26 protein-coding genes are annotated in these 25,179 nt (G+C 64.1%); 16 read left to right on the top strand and 10 right to left on the bottom strand.

All coding sequences use genetic code 11. The features are described 5' to 3' along the window. On the top strand, positions 1-143 hold a 143-nt coding region (locus tag ACXJMY_RS31805; protein WP_456623298.1), incomplete at its 5' end, for a transposase. Positions 144-353: 210 nt separating this feature from the next. Here the strand turns inward: ACXJMY_RS31805 and ACXJMY_RS31800 are convergent. Both ACXJMY_RS31800 and ACXJMY_RS31795 read right to left on the bottom strand, forming a co-directional pair. Further along, positions 354-695: a phasin gene (locus tag ACXJMY_RS31800; RefSeq protein WP_456623297.1), complete on the bottom strand. Its 342-nt coding sequence runs from the start codon at positions 693-695 to the stop codon at positions 354-356. Between the two features lie 150 nt (positions 696-845). Beyond that, positions 846-1,031 (bottom strand): hypothetical protein, encoded by a 186-nt coding sequence (locus ACXJMY_RS31795; RefSeq protein WP_456623296.1) that lies wholly within the window; start codon positions 1,029-1,031, stop codon positions 846-848. Positions 1,032-1,951: 920 nt separating this feature from the next. On the opposite strand from ACXJMY_RS31795, the gene ACXJMY_RS31790 reads away from it, so the two are divergent. Beyond that, positions 1,952-2,308 (top strand): hypothetical protein, encoded by a 357-nt coding sequence (locus ACXJMY_RS31790; RefSeq protein WP_456623295.1) that lies wholly within the window; start codon positions 1,952-1,954, stop codon positions 2,306-2,308. Between the two features lie 43 nt (positions 2,309-2,351). On the opposite strand, the gene ACXJMY_RS31785 is transcribed toward ACXJMY_RS31790, so the two are convergent. Both ACXJMY_RS31785 and ACXJMY_RS31780 read right to left on the bottom strand, forming a co-directional pair. After that, positions 2,352-2,927 carry a hypothetical protein gene (locus tag ACXJMY_RS31785; protein WP_456623294.1) on the bottom strand — a complete coding sequence of 192 codons (576 nt, stop codon included), beginning with the start codon at positions 2,925-2,927 and terminating at the stop codon, positions 2,352-2,354. 47 nt (positions 2,928-2,974) lie between these two features. Then, positions 2,975-3,508, bottom strand: a complete 534-nt coding sequence (locus ACXJMY_RS31780) for a GcrA family cell cycle regulator (RefSeq protein ID WP_456623293.1) — start codon at positions 3,506-3,508, stop codon at positions 2,975-2,977. A 168-nt stretch (positions 3,509-3,676) separates the two neighbouring features. Between ACXJMY_RS31780 and ACXJMY_RS31775 the strand changes: the two genes are divergently transcribed. After that, the gene (locus ACXJMY_RS31775; protein WP_018644790.1) at positions 3,677-4,285 is read left to right on the top strand and encodes a S24 family peptidase; all 609 of its coding nucleotides are present in this window, start codon (positions 3,677-3,679) and stop codon (positions 4,283-4,285) included. Positions 4,286-4,395: 110 nt separating this feature from the next. Continuing rightward, a complete protein-coding gene (locus tag ACXJMY_RS31770) occupies positions 4,396-4,671 on the top strand; it encodes a hypothetical protein (RefSeq protein ID WP_456623292.1) in 276 nt (91 codons plus the stop codon). Between the two features lie 40 nt (positions 4,672-4,711). Here the strand turns inward: ACXJMY_RS31770 and ACXJMY_RS31765 are convergent, their stop codons facing one another. After that, a complete protein-coding gene (locus ACXJMY_RS31765) occupies positions 4,712-5,686 on the bottom strand; it encodes a quinone oxidoreductase family protein (RefSeq protein WP_456623291.1) in 975 nt (324 codons plus the stop codon). A gap of 222 nt (positions 5,687-5,908) precedes the next feature. Between ACXJMY_RS31765 and ACXJMY_RS31760 the strand changes: the two genes are divergently transcribed. The 4 genes from ACXJMY_RS31760 to ACXJMY_RS31745 all read left to right on the top strand — a co-directional run bounded on the left by ACXJMY_RS31760 (position 5,909) and on the right by ACXJMY_RS31745 (position 9,350). Next, on the top strand, positions 5,909-6,109 hold the full coding sequence (locus tag ACXJMY_RS31760) for a hypothetical protein (RefSeq protein WP_211384855.1): 201 nt from the start codon (positions 5,909-5,911) through the stop codon (positions 6,107-6,109). A 146-nt stretch (positions 6,110-6,255) separates the two neighbouring features. Then, on the top strand, positions 6,256-7,203 hold the full coding sequence (locus ACXJMY_RS31755) for an AAA family ATPase (protein WP_456623290.1): 948 nt from the start codon (positions 6,256-6,258) through the stop codon (positions 7,201-7,203). A 5-nt stretch (positions 7,204-7,208) separates the two neighbouring features. Then, entirely contained in the window at positions 7,209-8,585 is a 1,377-nt protein-coding gene (locus ACXJMY_RS31750) for a vWA domain-containing protein (protein WP_456623289.1), read from the top strand. 543 nt (positions 8,586-9,128) lie between these two features. Next, positions 9,129-9,350, top strand: a complete 222-nt coding sequence (locus ACXJMY_RS31745; protein ID WP_456623288.1) for a hypothetical protein — start codon at positions 9,129-9,131, stop codon at positions 9,348-9,350. 21 nt (positions 9,351-9,371) lie between these two features. On the opposite strand, the gene ACXJMY_RS31740 is transcribed toward ACXJMY_RS31745, so the two are convergent. Genes ACXJMY_RS31740 through ACXJMY_RS31730 form a run of 3 tightly spaced genes read right to left on the bottom strand, consistent with a single transcriptional unit; the run spans position 9,372 to position 13,318 of the window. Continuing rightward, positions 9,372-10,763, bottom strand: coding sequence for an NCS2 family permease (locus tag ACXJMY_RS31740; RefSeq protein WP_456623287.1), 1,392 nt, complete (start codon positions 10,761-10,763; stop codon positions 9,372-9,374). Between the two features lie 13 nt (positions 10,764-10,776). Then, a complete protein-coding gene (locus ACXJMY_RS31735; protein ID WP_456623286.1) occupies positions 10,777-12,642 on the bottom strand; it encodes an adenine deaminase in 1,866 nt (621 codons plus the stop codon). Positions 12,643-12,655: 13 nt separating this feature from the next. Further along, positions 12,656-13,318 (bottom strand): TetR/AcrR family transcriptional regulator, encoded by a 663-nt coding sequence (locus ACXJMY_RS31730; RefSeq protein WP_456623285.1) that lies wholly within the window; start codon positions 13,316-13,318, stop codon positions 12,656-12,658. Between the two features lie 239 nt (positions 13,319-13,557). On the opposite strand from ACXJMY_RS31730, the gene ACXJMY_RS31725 reads away from it, so the two are divergent. Together ACXJMY_RS31725 and ACXJMY_RS31720 are read left to right on the top strand one after the other, a co-directional pair. Then, positions 13,558-14,571, top strand: a complete 1,014-nt coding sequence (locus tag ACXJMY_RS31725; protein WP_456623284.1) for a formamidase — start codon at positions 13,558-13,560, stop codon at positions 14,569-14,571. Positions 14,572-14,656: 85 nt separating this feature from the next. After that, positions 14,657-15,976, top strand: coding sequence for a dicarboxylate/amino acid:cation symporter (locus tag ACXJMY_RS31720; protein ID WP_456623283.1), 1,320 nt, complete (start codon positions 14,657-14,659; stop codon positions 15,974-15,976). 10 nt (positions 15,977-15,986) lie between these two features. Here the strand turns inward: ACXJMY_RS31720 and ACXJMY_RS31715 are convergent, their stop codons facing one another. Both ACXJMY_RS31715 and ACXJMY_RS31710 read right to left on the bottom strand, forming a co-directional pair. Beyond that, positions 15,987-17,360, bottom strand: a complete 1,374-nt coding sequence (locus ACXJMY_RS31715) for a hypothetical protein (RefSeq protein WP_456623282.1) — start codon at positions 17,358-17,360, stop codon at positions 15,987-15,989. A gap of 111 nt (positions 17,361-17,471) precedes the next feature. After that, a complete protein-coding gene (locus tag ACXJMY_RS31710) occupies positions 17,472-18,746 on the bottom strand; it encodes an allantoate amidohydrolase (protein ID WP_456623281.1) in 1,275 nt (424 codons plus the stop codon). A gap of 400 nt (positions 18,747-19,146) precedes the next feature. Between ACXJMY_RS31710 and ACXJMY_RS31705 the strand changes: the two genes are divergently transcribed. The 6 genes from ACXJMY_RS31705 to ACXJMY_RS31680 are packed head-to-tail and all read left to right on the top strand — an operon-like array spanning position 19,147 to position 25,030. Next, positions 19,147-20,259, top strand: a complete 1,113-nt coding sequence (locus tag ACXJMY_RS31705; protein WP_456623280.1) for a BMP family ABC transporter substrate-binding protein — start codon at positions 19,147-19,149, stop codon at positions 20,257-20,259. Continuing rightward, positions 20,256-21,368 carry an ABC transporter permease gene (locus tag ACXJMY_RS31700; protein WP_456623279.1) on the top strand — a complete coding sequence of 371 codons (1,113 nt, stop codon included), beginning with the start codon at positions 20,256-20,258 and terminating at the stop codon, positions 21,366-21,368. Before ACXJMY_RS31705 ends, ACXJMY_RS31700 begins: the two co-directional genes overlap by 4 nt. 1 nt (position 21,369) lies before the next feature. Then, on the top strand, positions 21,370-22,296 hold the full coding sequence (locus ACXJMY_RS31695) for an ABC transporter permease (RefSeq protein WP_456623278.1): 927 nt from the start codon (positions 21,370-21,372) through the stop codon (positions 22,294-22,296). Between the two features lie 25 nt (positions 22,297-22,321). Beyond that, entirely contained in the window at positions 22,322-23,005 is a 684-nt protein-coding gene (biuH, locus tag ACXJMY_RS31690) for a biuret amidohydrolase (protein WP_456623277.1), read from the top strand. Continuing rightward, entirely contained in the window at positions 23,002-24,534 is a 1,533-nt protein-coding gene (locus ACXJMY_RS31685; RefSeq protein ID WP_456623276.1) for an ABC transporter ATP-binding protein, read from the top strand. Before biuH ends, ACXJMY_RS31685 begins: the two co-directional genes overlap by 4 nt. 10 nt (positions 24,535-24,544) lie before the next feature. Beyond that, positions 24,545-25,030, top strand: a complete 486-nt coding sequence (locus ACXJMY_RS31680) for a nucleoside deaminase (protein ID WP_456623275.1) — start codon at positions 24,545-24,547, stop codon at positions 25,028-25,030. The last annotated feature ends 149 nt before the right edge of the window (positions 25,031-25,179 follow it).

Here is a 25,179-nt window from a genome sequence, read left to right as displayed (position 1 = left end):
CTTACAAAGGTCGCAACGTTATCGAGCGGATGTTCTGCCGTCTCAAGGACTTCCGCCGCATCGCAACCCGATACGACAAGCGCGCAGACATCTTCCTGTCCGCAATCCTTCTGGCCGCTGCAATCACTTGGTGGATCAATTGAGTCCGGACCCTAGTCCGGCGCCGACCAATCGCGACGCTTGCCCCACAAAATGCAAATCCCTGCCGGAGAACCGACAGGGATCAGCAGAAAGGATGATGGACGGCGAATGGAACTCACCCGGTGGCCCATCATGGACCTGCCCCGGAATTGAAATGCGTATCTCGCCGCCAAGCAAGGCCAATTTGTGAGCAGGCGGCAGCTCCGCGACGATCAGGACTTGCCTTTGCCGGGTTGCATGAAGTTGCCGGTCATCTGCCGCATGTGATCCCCGGCATTGGTGAACTGGCTGCGCAGGAATTCGGACTGGATCCGCATGGCTTCCTGAAGGTCGGTGGCGTGAACGAGCTTGCGGGCGTGCTCGAACGCAGCCTTCATGTTCTGCTCGGTAAAGGCGAGCGCCTGTTTCGACACGTCCGTGCCCGCTCCTGGAACCGACGTCATCGATTTGGTGGCGGCATCGAAAAACATGCCGAACGCCTTTTCCGCTTGGTCGATCGTCTTCTCGGCCAAGTCGCGCAGTTCGGCCGGAACTTCGAGCTTCGGTTCGATCATGGTCGCTGTCCTCCCCTTTTTTCTACTGACTATCACATTTGCCGGACCGGCTTCCAGCGGTCAGACCAGGCGGCAGACGCAACCGGATGGACCGCAGTGCAGCAGGACCAGCGCTTGGGGAGCGGTATGGCGGCGGTGCGCCGGCCGACCTCACGACAGGGGATGTTCGGGGATGGATTCGTCAGTAGAGAGGTCTTCGACCAGCTTGATGACCTCGAAACGCTGCCGAGGCGCGAGCTTCAGAAACGCGCGCAGCAGGCGCAGACTTTCGACGGTGCTGCTTGCAGGCGCGCCGAGCTTGAGGTGCAGTTCAGCCGCGAAATTGATGTTTTTCATCTCTCGCACCTATGACAAGGATCGGCTTTCGCGATCTGACGTAGAACCCCCGCTCGAGAACCGAACGCCATAACCGGGCACCATGGCGACGGCGAGCTTTCGGCCAGGGCACCCCGGCGGGTTAGCACGCTGAACTGCACATCCGAGCGGACGGGCTCAACCCGAGAGGTTGCAATTATGACAAGGAACAACCCCTTCGGCAAGCCCAACCGTCGGCGCAGCGATGCTTCATCTGCATCGCACCATGGCAATTCCGGATAACAGGAATATGGACCGCCGTCACCCACCTGCGTCAAGAAGCGGCATCAATCACGCACACGGCCTTGACCGCTGTCAATCGGCACAGCGTTTCGCCGTGTTTCCGCCGTGAACGGAGATTGGCAGAACTAGCCCTTCTTCAGCTTATACACGTAATTGTTGAGTCCGGCCTCGGCGGTTGTATCGTCGACAAAGTGAAAGTCGCTCGCGCAGCCGGTCTCCACCGCCTTGATTGGGGGCGCCGCCGAAGCCGAGCGACAGGGCAAGCACCTTGGGATCGACTTTCTTGCCGGCACGCCGCATCTCGCAGCTTTGCGCAGGCAAAGGGGGCGCGGGCCTGATATCTCTCGCGCTTTCAGGACGACCGCCTTGCCCATCGGCCGGTATCGGTAGAACGGATCGCGGCCACCGCGGTGCCTCCCGTGCCCAGCAACACGAGAAAGCAAAAGGCGCCGGCAAATTTCATCTGACGGGTCCCTTGAGCTGTCGGGCTCGAACGAGGCGCTCCGCATCAAGGTTCATCGTGTCCGGTATATTTCCGCCCATGAACCGTTGTTCAAGATCGAGCGACCAAGCTGTTGCGAAACGGCCACGCAGACCACGGGCGCCATGGCTGACGGACTCTTCGATTCGGGCGCGCGTCAGCACCAAAGGACGACGGCATGCTTTCTCGCTGCGATCTCATCAAGGGCGCCGCGGTCGCGCTTCTCACCTTCTCGATACAGGGCGCATGGGCGCAGGAGACCAAGATGAACCTCTTCAAGATCGTGACCATCAAGGACGAGATCATCATTGGATTGTCGGCGGAAGAGCTTCAGGCGCTCGGCGGCAACGATGCGAGCGCGGTTGCGCACGCGCTGGCGCAGAAGGGCGATCTCACCGTCTGGCAATACAACGTGCATCGCGGCCCGAGCGGCGAATTGCAGCAGGCGCCGAGCGCCAAGATCGGCCTCCTCGCCAACGCCTCGCTCCGCGTCGAGCCGTACACGACGCCCTACCAGATCGTCCCGCACCCGTAAGGGGCGGCGGCGCGCCGGCGACGAAAGCCGCCGGCGCCCCCGATCATCGACGCGACACGGGGCGCTGTACCGTGGCTTCCGTCGCGAGACCGTAGATCAGCGCCAGCCGATCGAGGCATTCGCGAAAGCGCCGCGCAAAATAGTCATTCCAGCGCTGGGTGCGGACGGCGCGGCGCTGTCCGATCTGGTCCATGGTCAGGCCCAGCACCAGCACGTCGTGCACCAGCGCGGCGCCGTCGGTGCCAAGCTCGCGCTCGACCCGGTTCAGCCGCAGCACCGCCTGGCGCTGGCTTTCGGTGACGGGCTCGCGCGTGCCCGCGCCGTCGACATATTCGCGGGTCGGATCCACCGCCTGAGGCCCCCGCTCCGCTCTTTCCCAGTCGCTCTGGAATGCGCGGCCGCCGCGGTATTGCGCCTCGTCGATCTGGTGATGCGAATGCAACCGGCCGAGCGGATCACCGCGGACGGAGCGCAGAGCGACGATCCTCTCGCCTGGATCGAGCGCCAGGGGATTGTCGACCTCGATCTCCGCCACCTCGCCATTGAACGGCAGTTCGCGCGATCGCCGGTCGTAGATATTTGCCAACTTGTAGGATTTGTTGCGTCGAGCACGTGCCACTCGGATACTCCCTGCAAAAGTAGACGATTGAACGGGTGGCCGATCCGTCAGGCGGCGGAGACGAGCCTCAGCACGACAGGACCCGTGTTGCGCGCGGAGGCGTTTCCAGGTCTGCGAGCCAGGCGGAGATGGGCCGCGCAATAGCTGCAGCCTGACTGGCGCGGATGACCGCAGAAGGCGATCTCCTCCCCGTCCCGGTCGCCGCCATAGGGATAGCGGCAGTCGCCCGGTTCGAGCTCAACCAGAGAGATCAGGCGCGGCCGGACGCCGACACAGCGCAACTTGACAGGCGCGGACGGCTTCAGCGCGGATTCCGGCGGCGAGCTAAGATACGGCAACGTTGCATGACGCGGCGAGAGCAGACAGTGCACGCCGGTCGAGGACGGCACGATCGACGGACTTGTCATCCGTGTTGGCACCGCAAGTCCGAGCCGCTTGGCGCGACCGACCACCGCATTGCGCGTGTAAGCCGTTCCAAACCTTGCGTTAATCTCCCTTCCGATCTCCGCATAGGACATCCCCTTGAGAAAATAGTCGCGAAGCGCGTCGGAGTGCTCCGACGACCAATGGCCCGGTTCCATGCTGCAGTCCTGTGATGCGCCATGTGCCGACCCTCACGGCCGGATGACGGAACTCACATTCCGGTATTCCGAAACCAAAGTCAACCAGAAATTCTGATATTCATAATTGCAATAATTCCGAATTTCGAATTACAAGAGGCAAGGCGATGGGTAAGCGAGGGAATCACCATGTTGGACGTTGCAATGATCGAGCGGGGCCTGGAAAAGACAGGCAAGAGCAAGGGCGGCCTGGCCGCGGCCATGGGCGTGCGCCCGGGCGCGGTGTCGGAAATCCTTGGCGGCGAGCGTCTGGTGAAGGCCTCGGAAATCATTCCGATCATGGAATATCTCGAGCTCAATCTTGCCCCGATCATGGGTCGGGTTGGCGCCGGCGCGGTGATCGAGCCGGACTATGAACAGGTTCCGCCGGAGGGGCTCGGCGATATCGCGTTGCCCTTCCCGATCATGGAAGAGACCGTCGCCTTCGAGATCGTCGGCGATTCGATGCTGCCCAAATACGAGAGCGGCGACGTGATCGTGGTCTACAAGGACCAGCGCCATCCGCTGTCGAGCTTCTACGGCGAGGAGGCCGTGGTTCGGCTCAAGACCGGGGAGCGCTACCTGAAGACCATCGAGCGGGGCAAATCCCCCTCCGTCGTCAATCTCACCAGTTTCAATGCCAAGCCGATCGTCGGCGTGAAGCTCGATTGGGTCGGGGAAATTTGCCTGTCGATGCCCAAGGGCCAGCTCGAGCGGCTGCGCGCCAAGTCGGCGCGCCCGCGCAAGAAGGGCAAGTAGCCGCAGGCCCGGACCAGCTTCGGATTTTATGAAATCAAGCTTGACTTGATTCCGTTTTTCGGAAATACTCTGTCGCGCGCCCGACCATGGGAGCGCGGCAGGATCTTTCCATGCAGTATTTCGTCGTGATGATCGACTATGGGCGGCGCGGCCGCGAGGCGATCGTCGATCCCGAGATCACCCGGCGCGAGGTCATTTCCCGCATCGCCTCGGGGGAGTACGGCAACATCTCTTTCGTTCACGAGATCGTGGACAGATCGGTCGAGGATGTGACCGAGTCCGTCCTGGCCGAGGCCGCCCTCCCCACTATTCCGCCTGAGGATATCGATCTTCAGGCCGCCCAGCTCGATCACGCTCGCGATCTGCGCAAGCACGAACGGACGTGACGCGGGCCCGGGCGGGCCTGCGCCACCGCCCGGTCGGAGATCACACCGTGAGCACGGTCGAGCCCGTGGTCTTGCGCGCGGCGAGGTCGGCGTGCGCCTTGGCCGCATCCTTCAGCGGATAGGTCTGGTGCACTTCGATCTTGACCGCGCCCGACTTGACGACGTCAAACAGCTCGTTTGCCATCGCGACCAGGCTCTCGCGCTTGGCGGCGTAGGTGAAGAGCGTCGGTCTCGTGACGTAGAGCGAGCCCTTCTGCGCCAGCAGACCAAGATTGAGCGGCTCGACGGCGCCGGAGGACTGGCCGAACAGCGCGGCAACGCCGAGCGGCGCCAGGCAGTCCAGCGACTTCAGGAACGTGTCCTTGCCGACGGAATCGTAGACCACCGGCACCTTCTTGCCGCCGGTGATCTCGTCGACACGCTTCACGAAATCCTCGCGGCTGTAGATGATGACATGGTCGCAGCCATGGGCCTTGGCGAGCTTGGCCTTCTCGTCACTGCTGACGGTGCCGATCACGGTCGCACCGAGATGCTTCGCCCACTGGCTCAGAATCAGGCCGACGCCGCCGGCCGCCGCGTGGAGCAGGATGGTGTCGCCGGCCTTCACCCGATAGGTCTGCCGGATCAGATATTGCGTCGTCAGTCCCTTCAGCATCATCGCCGCCGCGGTCTTGTCGTCGACGCCGTCGGGCAGCTTCAACAGCCGGTCGGCGGGGATCAGCCGCGCCTCGGAATAGGCGCCGAGTGGCGAGGCGCCGTAGGCGACGCGATCGCCCGGCTTGAGGTCGCTGACACCGGGCCCGACCTCCTCGACGACGCCGGCCGCCTCGCTGCCGAGACCACTTGGCAGCTGCGCCGGATAAAGACCCGACCGGTTGTAGATATCGACGAAGTTGAGACCGACGGCGGTGTGGCGGATGCGCGCCTCGCCCGGTCCGGGCTTGCCGACACTGACCTCCTCCCAGACCAGGACTTCAGGGCCGCCGGTCTTGTGAAAGCGAATGGCATGCGTCATGGGTTGCTCCCTTATCGTTGCAGTGAAGGTCCGAGAACCGGATCGGCCTGTGAAATAGGCATTTGGTAGTCCCGTTACAGTACAGAGCCGTAACAAGAATGTCACAGCGAGCGGCAAACCTCCGCTGTTCCTCCTCTGTTCGAAAGAGTTGATGACGGCGCCGGCGCGACCGGCGGTAGCTTTTGCGCGGGGTTTGGTGGTCGCCTGCGAAGGAGAGCCGAGATGCCAGCTTATGTACAGCATCATCAGGACATCGAAATCGCGCCTGTAATCTGCCCCAGCTGCATGGGGTTCCTGCCGATGTATGTGCGCGAGGTCGAGCCGCATTGGAGCCTTGCGAAGATCGACTTCGTCTACGAGTGCGCCGATTGCGGCGCCGAGGTCCGGCAGACGATCCGAAAGCCGGAGCTGCTGCGGCACTGACCGCGGGATCGGCCAGCCGCTCGCGTATTTGCGCTAAGCGGAAAAACGGCCGTTCGCGCGGGTCTGGCCCCTCCCAAACGAGGCTTGTTCTTTGCCGGGAACGCAGGCAGAACAAGCCTCAAGCAAGACCTTTGGGAGCGCCGTTCGTGGCTGAACAGAAGGCCTCGACCGCGATCGAGGCAGTGGAGAGCGGCCTCGCCGCGCAAGGCTACATCGCGAGCCGGCAGATCGCGACCGCAGTCTATTTGTCGCAACAGATCGAGAAGCCGATCCTGGTCGAAGGCCCCGCGGGCGTCGGCAAGACCGAACTTGCCAAGGCGATCGCCGCCTGGCGCGGCATGAAGATGATCCGCCTGCAATGCTACGAGGGTCTCGACGAGGCCAAGGCGCTCTATGAGTGGAAGTACGCCAAGCAGCTTCTCTATACCCAGATCCTGAAGGACAAGCTCGGCGAAGTGCTCGGCGGCGCGCAGACGCTGCACGCCGCGCTCGACCAGCTTCACGACTTCGGTGACGTGTTCTTCTCCAAGGAATTCGTCGAGCCACGACCGCTGCTCCAGGCGCTCGAGCAGCCGGGCGGCTGCGTTCTCCTGATCGACGAGATCGACAAGTCGGATGCGGAATTCGAATCGCTGCTGCTGGAGATCCTCTCCGACTTCCAGGTCACGATCCCCGAGCTCGGCACCGTCTCCGCGATCACGCCGCCGACCGTGATCCTCACCTCCAACAGCGAACGCGACCTGGGCGACGCGCTGAAGCGGCGCTGCCTGCATCTGCATATCGGCTTCCCCGAGCAGCGGCTGGAGGAGCGCATCGTCGAGAGCCGCGTGCCCGGCATCTCGCAGACGCTGCGCCGGCAGATGGTCGGCTTCATCCACGAAATCCGCTCGCTCGACCTCAAGAAACTGCCCTCGGTCAGCGAGACCATCGACTGGGCGCGGGTGCTGGTGCTACTTCAGGCCGCCGAGCTCGACACCGAAATCGTCAAGGACACGCTCAACGTGCTTCTGAAATATGAAGCCGACATCGAAGCCGCGGCGCCACAGATCACGACCTTCATTGCCAAGGCGGCGCGGTCCAACGTCTTCGGTTGACGCCGATGCGCGAGAACATCCATCGTTTCTTTCGGGCGGCACGCGGCGCCGGCGTCCATGTCTCGCCTGCCGAAAGCATCGATGCGATGCGCGCGGTCGCAGAGGTCGGCGTGTCAGACCGCGCCATCCTGCGCGACACCCTCCTTCTGACCCTCGCCAAGTCGCAAGACGAGAAGCTCGCGCTCGGCGACTGCTTTGATCTGTTCTTCAGCCAACCAGAACCGCGGCAGGAGCAGCCTGAGGCCAACAGCGACGACACTCCGCAGGACACGGATCAATCTCCTTCCCCGGGTGCAACCCGCGATGTGGGCCAAGGTCAGCCTCCCGAAGCTTTGGGCCCGCTTGCGCAGATGCTGTTGTCGCAGGATCGTAACGCGATCGCGGCCGCGATGGCCAGTGCGGCCGGCACTGCGTCCCTGTCCGACATCCGCTACTCCACGCAGCGCGGGATATTCTCCAGCCGTATCCTCGACGCCATGGGCCTCCAGCGTCTGCGCGACGACCTCGATGAGTTGACCGCGACCAACCCGGCGCTGGCCGAGCGGCTGCGTGCCGCGCTCGACGGCTTGCGCGAGGCCGTGCGCGACACCGTCGCGCAGGGGCTCGCGCTCTATGCCCGCGAGGAGGCCGAAAACCTCCGCAACGAGATCCTGCGGAACGCGCCGCTCGCGCGCATCGAACGGCGGCAAGTCGAGGAAATGCGCGCGCTGATCCGCAAGATCGCACGGCGCCTGCGCGAGCGCTATTCGAAGCCGCGCAAGCGCCAGCGCCGCGGCCATCTCGACGTACGCCGCACGCTGCGCCGCAACGCCGCCTGGGGCGGCGTCCCCTTCCTCACGGCGTGGAAGCGCAAGCACCGCGACCGACCCAAGATCGTTGCGCTCTGCGACGTCTCCGGCTCGGTCGCACAGGTGTCCGATTTCTTCCTGCTTCTGATCCACTCGCTGCACGAGGTGGTCGACGACGTCCGCTCCTTCGCTTTCTCCTCGCACCTGATCGAGGTCAGCGACATCCTGGAATCGAAGTCACCGGAAGAGGCCATGGCCGAGATCATGTCCAAGGTCGGATTCGGCTCGTCCGACTATGGTTCCTCCCTCGTCGATTTCGAGAAGGATTGGATGAGCACGCTGACGCCGCAGACCACGGTGATCGTGCTCGGCGATGCCCGCAGCAACAACCTCGACCCGCGCGCCGACATTCTGCGCCGCGTCTCCGAGCGCTCGAAGCGGCTGGTCTGGCTCAATCCCGAAGGACGGCTCGCCTGGGGCTTTGGCGACTCGGAAATGCCGCGCTACGCGACCTTTTGCAGCCTCGTGCGCCAATGCGCCACCGCCCAACAGCTCGAGCGTGCGGTGTCCGATATTGTAGCCACGTATCAGTAGGCGGCGATCGCGTGCGCCTCTGGCGTCAGGCCGCGATCAGCCTGGCCTGGGTGAGATTACACTCCCGAAAGTGATATGCGATTTCGTCGAGGGCGCGCTGCTCCCACTCTTCCGCCTGCGCGAGCCAGAAAACGCGTCGCTCCGAATCGAGCGCGGCGCGCTCACGGCACTGCGAATTTCCGCCAGCCTCTTCATGCACTCCACTCCTGCGACGTGAAGTCATTCCCCGCGAATCAGGGTAACAGAGTCTTGAACCCTCGACCTCACTTTCCTGTGCACATCGCAGCGCGCAATGGGACAGCCATACTTCCCGTGCAGTGCGGAAGCTTGCGGCGCCGCATCAAGAGCAAATCATCAACAAGTGATCGGAAATCGGGACGATCTTCGTCCGCAAGCGATCTTAACTCTTGTGACGCAACGATGTGCGGCAATTTGTGAAGAGACGTTCCAAACAGCCCACCGAATTCCGGACTCATTGTCGTCGCATGGTCTTCATGGAGCGCCGTTAACAGGGGCGCCAACGGTACCATCGCTTGAGGCAACATGAGCAACGACGTCGACTTCGATCTTTCACCGGACCAGTGGGAGGCGCTGCGCGCGCTTCGCAATCCGGTGCCGAACGGTCGCCTCACGAAGGCCTATGTCGTCGAAGGCCTCGTCAAGCTTGGTCTTGTCGTCGTCAGCGACGGCGTACCTGTCATGACGCCGAATGGACGCAAGGTGCTGGTGCGCGGGTCGTGTCGGCTACTGGATCTCGCCGCATAGGCATCCGCAACGTCGATGCATCTAGAATATCTGCGCGATCACGATCGCGTAGGCAACGAACACCACACCAAGGCCCCAGACCATCGCGGGAATCTGCGACCGCCGGCCCATCGTGACCTCCAGCGCGATATGGCTCAACGTACCCAGCGCCATGCCGTTGATGAGATTGTTGGTCAGCACGGTGACGAGCAACGTCAGCACGATCGGCACCGCATTGACGAGATCGGTCATGTCGATGCGGGCGAGCCCCTGCATCATCAAGACGCCGACGAGCACCAGCGCCGGCGCGGTGGCTTGCGGCGGGATGATGACGAAGACCGGCCAGAAGAACAGCGCGAGGCAGAAGAATGCTGCGACGGTCAGCGAGGTCAGGCCGGTGCGACCGCCGGCCTGCACGCCGGTGATGGACTCGATATAGGCCGTGACGACGGAGGTGCCGAGCAGCGGTCCCACGATGGACGCCGTCGCATCCGTCGCAAATGCGGCGGTGGCGTTGGGGATCGAGCCATCGGGCCGGCGCAGATTGGCGGCGCCGGTCACGCCGATCAGCGTGCCCAGGGTCGAGAAGAATTCGGCGCAGAGGAAGTAGAACAGGAGCGGCAGCGCCACGATGAAATGGCTGAAGAGATAGCCGACATCGAGCGCCATGAAGGTGCTCGTGGGCCAGCGCGGCCACGACATGATGGCCGAGGGCACCGATGTTACCATCTTGCCGTTCGCGCCGGGGACGAAAAAGCCGATCAGCGTCAGCACCGCGATCGACAGGATCAACGCCGCCGGTACCCGGCGCACCACCAGCACCGGCGTGAGCAGGAGACCGAAGAGCGTCAGCAGCACCGGCGGGCTGCGCAGCGATCCCATCGCGATATAGGTCGAGGGGTTCTGCACCACGAAACCGGCGCCACGGAGTGCAATAAAAACAATGAGCGTGCCGACGGCCGCCTGGATGCCGATCTTCAAGGCCTCGGGAACGTCCCTGGCAACACGCTCGCGCAGCTTCGACAGGCTGAGGATCAGGAACAGGACGCCGGTGAAAGCGACCATGGCAAGCGCGCCTTGCCATGGCATCCCCATCTGCTTGACGATCACATAGGTGAAGATGACGTTCGAGCCCATGGCCGGCGCAACGGCGAGCGGCAGATTGGCCCAGAGTCCCATCATCGCCGAACCGAAGATGGCGGCGAGTGCGGTGGCGCTGACAAGATCGGCGCGATCCATTCCGGCATTGGACATGATCGCGGGGTTCACCGCGATGATATAGGCCATCGCCGCGAACGTGGTCGCGCCCGCCATCACCTCACGGCCAACGCTGGTGTCGCGCTCGTTGAGGCGGAAGATGCGGTCGAGCAGGCCTGCGGCCGGGTTCGACGTCGTCTCTGCGGAAGCCGATTGCGGCGGCGTCATCTCGTTCATCGCAGTCGCTCCTCTACCAGACCACCGGGTGCGCTTCGCCGGTCTGCACGTTGATGAATCCGAGCGGCGCCTGCTCGCAGGGCGCGACCAGCACCCAGCTCCAGGGCGCGCAGGTCAGCGTCGCGAACATCAGCCGCTCCGGAAATCCGGGATACCAACGCGGACGGAAGGTCGGCTCATACATCCAGTCCACCTTGCGGCCCTCGGCATAGAGCGCCTGCATCTCGGCATCGAGCGCCTGCGCCGAGCGACAGCTCATCAATCCGCCAACTTCGAACCGCACAGTGGCGACGAGCTCGCCTTCCCGCACCAGCGCCCATCCGCCTTGACGTTCGACCAGCGCGTTCACGGCCTTGGCCATCGCGGCGTCGGACGAGCCGACCACCCAGATGTTGTGCTTGTCGTGCGCGACCGAGCAGGCAACCGCGGTATCCGGCGTGCGCGGTCCGCAGCCGCGCCAGAACATCTTTGCAACCCGGCCGTCGCCGGAGAAGCGATCGACGATGGCAAACTTGGTGATGGCCTCGCTCTCATCGCGCTGCACGGCGCCGTCACGCACCGGCAAATCGAGGGTGTAGAACTCCGGATGCCAATGGAACGGGCGGATCACGGCGGCTTTCATCGTGGCACGGCCGGGTTCGGCCGGCAGTTCGAAGTCCTTCGGTTGGATCGCGCGCTTGATATTCACCGTCCTGGTCGCCCAATCGGGCCAGGAGATTTCAGGAACCTTGCCCAGGTAGCGCTTGCCTTCGGACACCTGTGCGCCGTCGGCCCAGACCTCGGCGATGGTCAGCTTGGCGACATCCGAGAGCAGCACGACATCGCCGAAGCGCCCCGGGGCGAGGCTGCCGACGAACGGCGTGAGCCGCATGTGCCGCGCAGGATTGATGGTAAGACACTGGATCGCGACTTCCGGCGCGAGACCGGCTTCGATCGCCACCCGCGCATTGTGGTCGCTGGCGCCGAGCTCGAGCGTGTGGCTGGCGCTGCGGTCGTCGGTGGTGAAGGCGATCTGCGACCAGTCCTGCAAACCCTTGGCGAGCAGCCAGGCGACGATCTCGGGCATCGCGTAGACGCGCAACTCGATGAAGAGACCGCGGGTCAGCTTGTCCCAGGTCTCCTCCGGCGTCTGCACTTCGTGGTCGGAGGCGAGCCCGGCGGCGGCAAAGGCGTTGATCGATGGCAGGTCCCGCAGACCGGAGGCGTGGCCTTCGACAACGCCGCGGGCGGCGAACGTGGCCTCGATCATGCCCCACAGCCGCTTGTAGGAGGGGTTGTCGGGATTCCAGACCGCAGGCCAGTCCATCACCTCGTCGAGCCCGGTGACCATCAGACTCTCGGCCATGAAGCCCGCCTGCTCGTCGCGGCCATACCAGCCGCCACCCCATTCATAGGCCGTGGGCGGCACCGCCGATCCAGGTTGCGGAAAGATTTTCAGCGGCGATCCGCGACGGCGAGCCTCGAACCAGAATTCGAGATTGCGTGCGCCGTTGACATTGGAGAATTCGTGGCTCGCCTCGCAGGTCCAGGTATTGCCATGCGGCAGCACCAGCGCCGCTTCCCATTCCGGCGTCAGATGCGAGCTTTCGATATGCTTGTGGACCTCGCCAAAGCCGGGAACGGCGGCGAGATGGGGGCGATGCACGCGCTCGCGGACTTCACCGGGATAGCTTCCGGCGGGCCCGACCCATGCGATCCGTCGCCCCTTGAACACGATCTCCTGATCTTCGCTCCATGTGCGGGTGTGCACGTCGAGCAGCCGGCCGACCCGCAAGCTGCGATCGGCCGGGCGGCGCCCGAGCGACGTCAGCACAAGATCCTGGCGGATGCGAACCTCATCGGCGGCGTTGATCAGGAGATCGTCGGGTATCGCATTCATGGCCTGCCTCACTCTACGCCGGCTCTTTCGGGGCCGTGCTTCGCTTCCGCGGCGCTTTGCCGGCCTTGCCGCTGCGCGCCGCGGCGGCATCGCGCTGCCGGACGTCCTTCAGGAGAGTCGTGAGCGCCCACTCGATGGCATCGGCGATCTCGCTGCTGGTCATGCCAAAGTCCTCGCGCATCGCGTTCCAGGCCAGCACGTTGTTGAGATAAGACGCGAGCGCCTCCGCCTGGCGAATCTCCTTCGGGGGGAGATGCCGCACCAGCGGCTCCATCGCCTTGCGATGCTGGTCGATCAGGTGCCGCCGGAAGCCTGCGCGCACCCGGCGGCCCGCGCGCGTCATGGCAATGGCGCGCGCCAGATGCGGATGACGGTCAAACCGCTTGCACAGTTTACGGAAGATGTCCGGCAGCTCGTCGGGCGAGGTGAAGGGAATGTAGCTGAAGACGTTGTCCTCGATCCACTCGCCGGCCGCCGCAAACAGCTCTGCGCGCGTCCTGAAGTGCCGATAGATGGTTCGCTCGGCCACCTTCGCACGCTTGGCCACCGCGGCCATGGAAATGTCGTCGGCCGACTCGTCCTCCAGTGTCTCGACGAAGGCCGCAACGATGCGCTGCCGCGTCATCTCGGCATACTCGTCACGAAGGCTGGCGATATGTCGCTTTGCTGTACTCATGTCATAAGTCTGACATTTGGCGAATTGGAGGGTCAAGCCGAGACTTGAGGCACTCCGCGCCGCAACAATGGGCGTCGGTGCGCCCTGGCACGGCCGGCGATCCTCACGAGTACGACTTGCGCCCGTCGCCTGAAAAATGGACTTTTGCGCGTCGCCAAAATCGGATTTGCTCTGTCGAGAACCGCGTGCAACGGCGCAGCGCGGACGGCAAGGGAGCTGATCATGAACGGGCTTCAATCATGAACGGGCTTGGCGGGCTGAACAAATCTCCGAACGGCGTCGTCATCGGCCTGGTGCAGTTGCAACTGCCCAACGTCGTGACCCGGTCCGATCTGGCGAAGCAGACCGAACGCATCGTCTGGATGGTCGGCAAGGCCCGCCGCAATCTCTCCACCATGGATCTGGTGGTCTTCCCCGAATACTCGCTGCACGGGCTTTCGATGGACACCAATCCCGAGATCATGTGCCGGCTCGACGGGCCTGAGGTTGCGGCTTTCAAGAAGGCCTGCATCGACAACCGGATCTGGGGCTGCTTCTCCATCATGGAGTTCAACCCGCACGGCAACCCCTACAATTCCGGCCTGATCATCGACGACCACGGCGAGATCAAGCTCTATTACCGCAAGCTCCATCCCTGGATTCCAGTCGAGCCATGGGAGCCCGGCGACGTCGGCATCCCCGTGATCGAAGGCCCGAACGGCGCCAAGATCGCGCTGATCATCTGCCATGACGGCATGTTCCCGGAGATGGCGCGCGAATGCGCCTACAAGGGCGCGGAGATCATGATCCGCACCGCCGGCTATACCGCACCGATCCGCGAAGCCTGGCGCTTCACCAACCGGGCCAATTCGTTCCAGAACCTGATGGTGACGGCGAATGTCTGCATGTGCGGCTCTGACGGCTCGTTCGATTCCATGGGCGAAGGCATGATCGTCAATTTCGACGGCAGCGTGCTGGCGCATGGCACCACCGGGCGGGCCGACGAGATCATCACCGCCGAGGTGCGRCCGGACCTGGTGCGCGAAGCCCGGATCAATTGGGGCGTCGAGAACAACATCTACCAGCTCTGGCACCGCGGTTATGTCGCGGTGAAGGGCGGCGCGATGGACTGTCCCTATACGTTCATGCAGGACATGGTCGCAGGCACCTTCCGCCTGCCCTGGGAGGATGAGGTCAAGATCACCGACGGCACCTCCTGCGGCTTCCCGGCGCCGACACGGATGTTCGGCAGGACGGCCAAAGCGGCCGAATAGGCCGATTTCGGCAAAAGCCGCGACATTCTGGCACGGTTGTTGCTCCTTTTGACGATCAGGACGTCGTCAAAACGGGGGAGTCACCATGTCGACCATTGCCGCGGCCCCGGCCGCCGAGCGCAAGCCGCTCTACACCTCGCTGTTCGTCCAGGTCCTCGCCGCGCTGATCCTCGGCATCATCCTCGGCGTGGCCGTGCCGGACTTCGCTATCAGCCTCAAGATCCTCAGCGACGCCTTCCTGAAGCTGATCTCGATGATCGTGGCCCCGATCGTGTTCTGCGTCGTCGTACACGGCATTGCCGGCGCCGGCGATCTCAAGAAGGTCGGCCGGGTCGGCGTCAAGGCGCTGGTTTATTTCGAGGTGATGACCACGGTGGCCCTCGTGGTCGGGCTCATCCTGGCCTACATCTTCGGTCCCGGCCACGGCATGAACATCGATCCCTCGACGCTGGATGCCAAGGCACTCAACACCTATGCCGACAACGCCCACAAGCTTCAGGGCGGCGGAATCGGGTCCTTCCTGCTCAACGTGATCCCGACCACCTCCTTCGACGCGTTGTCGCGCAACGACGTCCTCCAGGTGCTGTTCTTCGCGGTCCTGTTCGGCGTCGGCCTCGCGCTGGTCGGCGGCGAAAAGGGCAAGCTCGTCACCTCGATCATCGACGCCGCCTCTACCGTGCTGTTCCGGGTCATGGGGCTTATTGTTCGAGTTGCTCCACTTGGCGTGCTCGGTGCGGTCGCCTACACGGTCGGCAAATACGGCGTCGGCTCGCTGAAGCAGCTGGTCTCGCTGGTGATGCTGTTCTATGTCTCGGTCGGCATCTTCGTGCTCGGCGTGCTCGGCGGCGTGATGGCGCTGGCCGGAATCAACATCCTCAAATTCCTCGCCTACCTGCGCGAGGAGCTGACCATCGTGCTCGCGACCGCTTCTTCCGACGCGGTGCTGCCCCAGATCATGAAGAAGCTGGAGCGTATGGGCGTGAAGGATTCCGTGGTCGGCCTCGTCATCCCGACCGGCTATTCCTTCAACCTCGACGCCTTCTCGATCTACCTCACGCTCGCCGTCGTCTTCATCGCGCAGGCGACCAACACGCCGCTGTCCTTCGGCGATCTCCTGCTCGTGCTCGGCGTCTCCCTGATCACCTCAAAGGGCGCGCATGGCGTGCCTGGCTCGGCGATCGTGATCCTGGCGGCGACGCTGAACGCGGTGCCGAGCATCCCTGCGATCGGCCTCGTGCTGGTTCTGTCGGTCGACTGGTTCATCGGCATGGCCCGCGCGGTCGGCAACCTCACCGGCAATTGCGTCGCGACCGTCGTGGTCGCCGCCTGGGAAGGCGACCTCGACCGCGCCAAGGCAGCCAAGGTGCTCGACGGCGGCGAGCTGGTGGACGTGACGGCGGGATAGCGTCCGCCGGTCAGCCGTTCCAATGGAGCAAGGGCGTTCCGAACGCCCTGCTCCAGACCGACAGGAAGCGCGGAAACCAGGAGTGCGCCACGGCGCCCTTGTAGGCCCAGGTGCGGTACTTCAGGCCCTGTTCCGATAGCAGTTCTTGATATCCGCCGTGGACCTCAGTCGCGGTCCGAATGTCCTTCAAGATCCCCTGGGCGCAGGCCCGATAGATATCGCTCCCTGAGGCTTCATCAAAATCCAGCATGCGATCGGCGAATTCGACATTGAACGTCGGCCACGACGAACGCCCCTGATAGGCCGGCGCCGCGATCTTGTGGATCATCTTGTTCCGTGGATTATCCGCGGAGACCAGGAAGTGAAACGTGCTGGGGATGCGGAAGCGCGGCTCCGCGATGACCAGATCCGTCGTAGTCGCAAACAGCGCACGCTCGCTGGCATCGTTCATATCCCAGAAGCCGCGATGCACGCTGACGAAATCCAGGGCCACCAAGGACACCGGTGCACCCGCCGGGCCGTCAAGCGAATGCCTGATATAGCCGTCCTTGCCGAACAAACGGAGCAGGTCTCTCTTGTACTGCGCAAGCTCGCGTCCGAGCAGCCGCTTCAGCTCGCTCTCGCCGACGATCCCGAGCTGCACGCCCCAAACAAACGTTGTGTAGACGCAGGCATTGGTGACGAAACGCCGGCGCTCGGCCCGCGTGTCCGTTGCCGCCGAGCGGGGCCCGCTGGCGTCGCATAGCAAATATCTGGTGCCGTCAGCGTCGAACGACTCGAGCTCGCTTGCGAGCTTCAGGATCGCGCGCTTCAGATCGGCGCCGTATTCGGCCAGCAACAGGCGGCCGGCATGCGCGCATTGCGACATCGCCAGATAGGACGATGCCCTCTCCTCGGCAGAGAGCATTTGCTGGAGACCGRCGAGAATGCCGAGCAGCGTGTCCGATGGGCGCGAGAAGTAGTTCACGCCGAGATACCGTCCGCGTCCCGCAGGAACAATGGTCGTCGTGACGACGTCGGCACGAACCGCTTCTAGTAAGAGACGGACGCTCTTTTCGAGCAACCGAGCCCGACGCACCGCGTCCTGCGCATCCATGATGGTTTCGGGGTCGAGGACATCAGGGTAGAACCAGGCGAAATCGCGCGGGTAATAGGCTGAGGCATGCGGCGCGCCCGTGACCAGGAAGGACTCCGTCACCGAAAACGCACTGTCCATCGAATGACGGTAAAGGTCCTCGATCGCCGACAACGAATGATGCGATTGTCGCAGGAATCGATCACCGAGAAAATTGACCGCCTGAAGGGCGTTGGCGACAAAGGTCGCAGCCCTACCCTGGTAAAATCGGTTCTCACGATGCGATGGAAAGGAGATGTCGCTGTTCATATGCGTCAATCGGCGAATGTCTGGTGATCCCGGTGATGGCAGTCACCATTCTAATGGTGTCTGATTCGTATCTCTACCCGGTGACTTGCGGGCTCCTGACGGGAGGCATCTTCAATCCGCGCCGGCCCGGACCTCCCGCGGCCTGAAATTCTCGACCACCCCGAGCAGCACACGTGCGCCGGCGTCGGCGTCTGCCAGCTCCACGTGCTCGTCCGGGTGATGGCTGATGCCGCCGCGGCAGCGGACGAAGATCATGCCGACATCTGCGATGTCGATCATCGCCATGCCGTCGTGCCCGGCCCCGCTCGGTAGTTCGAACACGGAAAAGCCTTCCCTGGCGATCGCCTGCGCGATCTGCTCCTTGAACCAGGGCGCACAGGGCGCGGTGCGGTTCTCATGGGTGACGTCGAGCTGGAGTGCCAATTGGCGGCGTTTTGCGATTGCCTCGATCTGCCTGACGACGTCGGCGACCGCACGCTTGCGGTGCATGTCGGTCGGCGCGCGCATGTCGATCGTGAACGACACCTCGCCCGGAATGACGTTGGTCGCGCCGGGCTTGGCGTGGATATAGCCGACGGTACCGACCAGCCCGCTCTGGTCGGTCCGGCAGAACTGCTCGATTGCACCGATGCACTCGGCCGCGCCGGCGAGCGCGTCGCGCCGGAGCGCCATCGGAACCGTGCCGGCATGACCGGCCATGCCGGTCAGCCGTGCCGCGAGCCGCGTGGCGCCCGCGATTGCGGTGACCACGCCGACGGGCAGGCTCTGTGCCTCCAGCACCGGTCCCTGCTCGATATGCAGCTCGAGATAGGCCAGCAGCTCGCGCCGTGCCCGCGCGGCCGCCCCCACATGATCGGGATCGAGGCCGAATTGCACGAGCGCATCGCGCATCGCGACGCCGTCCCGGTCGCGCGCAGCCAGGACGCTCTCATCAAACGTGCCTGCCACCGCGCGGCTGCCGAGCAAGGTCGAGGCGAAGCGCACCCCCTCCTCGTCGGCAAAACCGATCACCTCAATGGCAAACGGCAGGCGCTTACCGCGACGGTTGAGATCGGCGACGCAGGAGATCGCCGTGATCACGCCCAGCGGCCCATCCCACTTTCCGGCGTCGCGCACGGTGTCGTAGTGTGAACCGAGCATCAGGCAGGGCGCCCCCGGCCGCTCGCCTTCGTAGCGGCCGCAGACATTGCCGATCGCATCGAGGTGCGCGCTCATGCCGGCCTCGCGCATCCAGCTCAGAATGAGGTCCGCAGCTTTGCGCAATTCCTTGCTGAGATAGATGCGGGTCAGCTTGTCGGCGTCTTCCGAGATTCCACCAAGCTCATTGATCCGACGCACGATCTCTTCGCCGAGCGACCCCTTCTGAACGGCGTTACGAGCATCCATCTCGGCGAGCTTTCCTCTAGGGCCGCGGCAGCGGCGGCCCGGCTACAATCGATACAAGTTCGGTGCCAGCAAATCACGAGGCCAGCGCCCCCTCGGACCGGCGCGTGGTTAGCATGAATGCGGGTAGCCGGCAGATCGTCCAGCCCTCGTCATGCACATGCGTGAGCGGTTAAGACTGCTTAACTCGATTGCATACAATCAGGAAATGCTGCCCACGCTTTAATCTGCTGATTTCCTAATCAAGATTCTTGATCTCTATATAATAATTATATTTCAATAGCTTAAATCGGAATGACTGCTTCGTAGCCTCTGGCACGAAGATTGCGACATCTTGTTCCGGGCTCCGCCAGACCGGCGCAGCCGCGAGATTAAGGCGGTTCACCCGCCAAGGGAGCAACCAATGGATTTTGGCAGGATTTCACGACGGCATTTGTTGCAAGGCAGCGCAGCCCTCACCCTCGGGGCGGCGGTCGGCGCCCGCCCGGCTTTCGCGGCCGAGACGACCATCGGTTTCATCTATGTCGGCTCGCGCGATGACTACGGCTACAATCAGGCGCATGCGCAGGGCGCCGCAGCGCTGAAGAAGATTCCCGGCCTCAAGGTCGTCGAGGAAGAGAAGGTGCCGGAGACGGACGCGGTCGAGAAGACGATCGAGTCCATGATCAATCTCGACGGCGCCGCCCTGCTCTTCCCGACCTCGTTCGGCTACTACAATCCGCACATGATCAAGATGGCCAACAAGTACCCGAAGCTGCGCTTCGAGCACTGCGGCGGCCTCTGGTCGGACAAGGATCCAAAGAACGCCGGCAGCTATTTTGGCTATATCGACGAGGCCCAGTACATCTCGGGCATCGTCGCCGGCTATACTTCCAAGAGCGGCAAGCTCGGCTTCGTCGCCGCGAAGCCGATCCCGCAGGTGCTGCGCAACATCAATGCCTTTGCGCTCGGCGCCAAGCTCGCCAATCCCAAGGCCACCACGCAGGTGATCTTCACCGGCGACTGGTCGATGCCGGTCAAGGAAGCCGAAGCGACCAACAGCCTGATCGACCAGGGCGTCGATGTGCTCACCTGTCATGTCGACGGTCCGAAGACCATGGTCGAGAACGCTGCGCGCCGGGGCGCGTTTGTCTGCGGCTACCACGTCAACCAGTCGCCACTCGCGCCGAAGGCCTATCTCACAGGCGCCGAATGGAACTGGGAAGCGCTCTATCCGAAATTCGTCAAGATGATCGGCGCCGGCGAGAGCATCCCGAATTTCTATCGCGGCGGCCTCAAGGAAGAGATCGTCAAGACCTCGCCCTATGGCGAGGCGGTCTCRGCCGAGGCGCGCAAGCATGCCGACGACGTCAAGGCCAAATTCCTGTCCGCGGAAGGCTACGCCATCTTCAAGGGAGGGCTGGTCGACAACAAGGGCAAGACGGTGATCGCGGCAGGCACCGATCGCGGCCAGAAGGATCCCGAACTGGAGAAGATGGACTATCTCGTGGAGGGCGTGATCGGAGCGACTTCGTGACAACGGAAGCGGCGGATCCCACTGAGGCGGTCGGGGCGATTGCCCCGGCCGCCGATCCGGGATTTCTCCAGCGCCACGGCGCGACAATTGAGTATATCCTGATCCCGGGCGCGGCGCTGGCCGGCGCGCTCGTGGTCTTCGGCATCTTCGTCGCGATGTTCGGCAAGAACCCGCTCGATCTCTATTTCTATATGTACTACGGCGCCTTCGGCACCTGGTTCTCCTGGCAGAACACGCTGACGCGTGCTGCGCCGCTGATCCTCACCGCGCTCTGCACCGCGCTGCCCGCGCAGCTCGGCATGGTCATCATCGGCGGCGAAGGTGCGCTCCTGATCGGAGCGCTGACGGCGACGAGTGCGGCGCTGGCGCTCCAGGGCATGCCGCCGCTCATCGTCCAGATCGCCATGGTCTGCGCCGGCGTGATCGGCGGCGGCCTCTGGATCATGCTGTCGGGCGCGCTGCGGCAGTACCGCGGCGTCAACGAGACGATATCCAGCCTGCTGCTCGTCTACATCGCACTCGCCGTCCTCAACCATCTCGTCGAAGGCGCGATGCGGGATCCCGCGAGCCTCAACAAGCCGTCGACGCGCGAGATCGGCGCCGCCAACATGATCGGCTCCATCCCCGGCACCGACGTGCATTGGGGCCTCGTCTTCGGCCTGATCGCCGCGATTGCCGCCTACATCCTGATCTATCACACCGTGTTCGGCTTCGCCGCGCGGGTGGCCGGCGGCAACATCCGCGCCGCGAAGATCGTCGGCCTCGGCGTCAGCAAGCTGATCCTGACCATCTGCTTCCTCGCCGGCGGCGCCGCTGGCCTCGCGGGCATGGTCGAGGTTGCAGCCGTGCAGGGGCGCACCAACGCCAACCTCGCCGCCGGCTATGGCTTCACCGGCATTCTCGTCGCCTTCCTGGCGCGGCAAAACCCGCTCGCCATCATCCCCGTCGCGATCCTGCTGGGTGGCATCAGCGCCAGCGGCGGCCTGTTGCAGCGCCGCCTGGGATTGCCCGACGCGTCCGTGCTGGTGCTCCAGGGCATCATCTTCGTCTTCGTGCTGGCCAGCGATGCGCTCTATGGCCGCATCGGATTTTTGAAGGGAAAATCCTGAGATGGCAGACGGATCGATCGGACTCTGGACCGTTCCGCTCGCCGTGCTCGGCGGCGCCATTCGCGTCTCCACGCCGTTCCTGTTCGTGAGTCTCGGCGAATGCATTACCGAGCGCTCCGGCCGCATCAATCTTGGCCTTGAAGGCACGCTGGTGATGGGCGCGATGAGCGCGTATGGCATCTCCTATCTCACCGGCTCGCCATGGCTGGGTGTACTTGCCGCCGGTGTCACCGGCGCGCTGCTGGGCGCGCTGCATGCCGGCATCTGTTCGCTGCCGCGCGTCAACGACATTGCCGTCGGCATCGCCTTGATGCTGTTCGGCACCGGGCTCGCCTTCTATCTCGGCAAGCCGCTGATCGAACCGACCGCGCCGCGGCTGCCCGCGATCGATTTCGGCTGGTGGAGCGATATCCCGCAGCTTCGCGCGGCGCTACGCATCAATGTGATGTTCCTGATCGGCATGGCGCTGGCCCCGATCCTGTACTGGGCCTTCCGCACCACGCGCTGGGGTCTGTTGATCCGCACCGCCGGTGAAAGCTCGGATGCCGCGCGTGCCATGGGCTACTCGGTGCTGCTGATCCGCCTGCGAGCGACCATGGTCGGCGGTTTCCTCGCCGGCATCGGCGGCTCCTTCCTGTCGCTGTTCTATCCGGGAAGCTGGAACGAGGGCCTGTCATCGGGCCAGGGCATCACCGCCGTGGCGCTCGTGATCTTCGCCCGCTGGGATCCCCTGCTCTGCCTGTGGGCTTCCCTCGCCTTTGGCGGCGCCGCAGCGCTCGGGCCGGCACTGCAATCGGTCGGCGTCACCTCCGGCTATCACCTCTTCAACGCCGCGCCCTATATCCTGACGCTGGCGATCATGATCATCACCTGCTCGCCGAAGCGGACGCTGACCGGTGCGCCCGCCGAACTCTCGATCACACGGTAACACGCGGCACGCAACGAGGTCGTCCATGCCCGAGCGCACCATCAAGTCCGAGCCCTATGCCTGGCCCTATAATGGCGATCTCCGTCCGGAGAATACCGCGCTCGTCATCATCGACATGCAGACCGATTTCTGCGGCGTCGGCGGCTATGTCGACAAGATGGGCTATGACCTCTCTTTGACGCGGGCGCCGATCGAGCCGATCAAGAAGCTGCTCACCGCGATGCGCGCCCAAGGTTTTCACATCATCCATACCCGCGAGGGCCATCGCCCCGATCTGTCCGATCTTCCCGCCAACAAGCGCTGGCGCTCGCGGCAGATCGGCGCCGGGATCGGCGATCCCGGCCCTTGCGGCCGCATCCTGGTGCGCGGCGAGCCCGGCTGGGACATCATCCCTGAGCTGGCGCCACTCCCCGGCGAGCCCATCATCGACAAGCCCGGCAAGGGCTCGTTCTGCGCCACCGACATGGAGCTGATCCTGCGCGTGCGCGGCATCGAGAACATCGTGCTGACCGGCATCACCACCGACGTCTGCGTCCACACCACAATGCGCGAGGCCAACGATCGCGGTTTCGAATGCGTGCTGCTGCACGACTGTTGCGGCGCGACCGACAGGAGCAATCACGACCACGCGCTGAAGATGATCAAGATGCAGGGCGGCGTATTCGGCGCGGTCTCGACCTCCGAGGCCTTCATCGGAGCGATTTCGTGATCATCGGCGAGACGCCACCACCGTCGGGCGCCTTCGGCGTCGACGCCATCGCCATGACCATGCGCTTCGGCGACTTCCTGGCGCTGGACAATGTCGAGTTGAAGGTGCGTCCGGGGTCGTTCCATGCGCTGCTCGGCGAGAACGGCGCCGGCAAGTCGACGCTGGTCAAGTGCATCATGGGCTACTATCACGCGACCGAGGGCGACATCATCGTCGGCGGGCGCGAGCAGGCGATCGGCAATCCGAAGGACGCTCACGCGCTCGGCCTCGGCATGGTCTACCAACATTTTACGCTGGTGCCGGCCATGACGGTCGCCGAGAACCTGGTGCTCGCCCGCGACGACGTGCCGGCTGTCGTGGACTGGTCGAAGGAGATGAAAGAGCTCGAGGCGTTCCTGGCGCGGATGCCGTTCAAGGTGCCGCTCTCTGCAAAAGTCTCCGACATCTCGGCCGGAGAACGGCAGAAATGCGAGATCCTCAAACAGCTCTATCTGAAGCGCCGCTTCCTGATCCTGGACGAACCGACCTCGGTGCTGACGCCGGCGGAGGCCGACGAGGTGCTCGGCATGCTCCGCGACATGGTCGTCAGAGGCGAGCTGACCATCCTGATGATCACCCACAAGTTCCGCGAGGTCATGGCGTTCGCCGACGACGTCACCATCCTGCGCCGCGGCAAGCTCGCCGGCGCCGGCAAGGTCGCGGAACTCACGCCGGACGCGATGGCACGCACCATGATCGGCGCCGAGGAGTTGACGATCCAGCCGCCCCGCACCGGCGAAGCCGGCCCGGCCAAGCTGGAACTGAGCAAGATCCGCGCGCTCGACGATGCCGGCGCGGTCGCCGTGCATGGCGTCTCGCTCACGGTGCGCGCCGGCGAGATCGTCGGCATTGCCGGCGTCTCCGGCAACGGCCAGCGCCAGCTCGTCGAAGTGCTGGCCGGCCAGCGCGAGGCCGAGAGTGGCGAGATCCGCGTCGCTGGTGACCCCTATCACGCCAGACGCGAGCAGATGCGGCGCCACAAAATGTCGCTGCTGCCCGAGGAGCCGCTGAAGAACGCCTGTGTCGGCGGCATGAGCGTCGCCGACAACATCGCCTTCCGCGAGTTCGATCGCGCGCCCTTTGCCAGCGGCGGCTGGTGGCTCAACCGCAGCGCCTTCCGCGACGACGCGAAGAAGAAGATCGGGCAGTACAAGATCAAGACCCGCACGCCGGATACGCCGATCTCGGCGCTGTCAGGCGGCAACGTCCAGCGCGCTGTGCTGGCGCGCGAGCTTGGCGGCGACGTCGAGGTGCTGATAGCGGCCAATCCCTGCTTCGGCCTCGACTTCGCGGCGGTGGCGCAGATCCACGCCGAGATCATGGCCGCGCGCAACCGCGGCGCGGCGGTACTGCTGGTTAGTGAGGACCTCGACGAACTGCTCGAACTCTCCGATCGGCTGGTGGTGATGTTCCACGGTGAATTCGTGTATGAAGCACGGACCAGCGACGCCGATCTCACCGTGGTCGGCCGGCACATGGCGGGCCATTGAGCGCATCCTGATGGACGGCGGAACCGAACGCGACGAACACTTCCTGCGCCTGTCCTTCGCGGTTGCCCGCCGTTCCCTCACCCATGGCAATCATCCCTTCGGCTGCATCGTCGTCGATGCGGCCGGCAAGGTGCTGATCGAGACCGAGAACGGCTACATGCCGGATCATGACGGCACCGCGCATGCCGAGCGCCTCGCGGCAACGCAGGCCTGCCGTACGCTGAGCCGCGAAGCGCTCGCCGGATCGACGCTCTATTCCTCCGCCGAGCCCTGCGCGATGTGCGCCGGCGCGATCTACTGGGCGGGCATCGGCCGCGTGGTCTACGGCCTCAGCGAACACCGCCTGCGCGGCGTCACCGGCAACCACCCGGAGAACCCGACCCTCGACCTGCCCTGCCGCGAGGTCTTTGCCAGCGGCCAGCGGCCGACGGAGGTGGTCGGGCCGCTGCTCGAAGACGAGGCCGAAGCGCTGCACGACGGCGTCTGGACGAGGTAGGCGCGCTCCAAGAATTCAGACGCGTAGGGCGGGCAAAGCGAAGCGTGCCCACCAATAGCCGACCGTCTGCAGAGATGGTGGGCACGGCGCATTGCGCCTTTGCCCACCCTACACCCTACACGTTCACAAACGCCAATGGCGCCGCGGGA

This window comes from Bradyrhizobium sp. P5_C12 (genome assembly GCF_054049735.1).
Note: the sequence above shows the minus strand (reverse complement) of the source record. Positions and strands in the feature narration are given on the sequence as shown.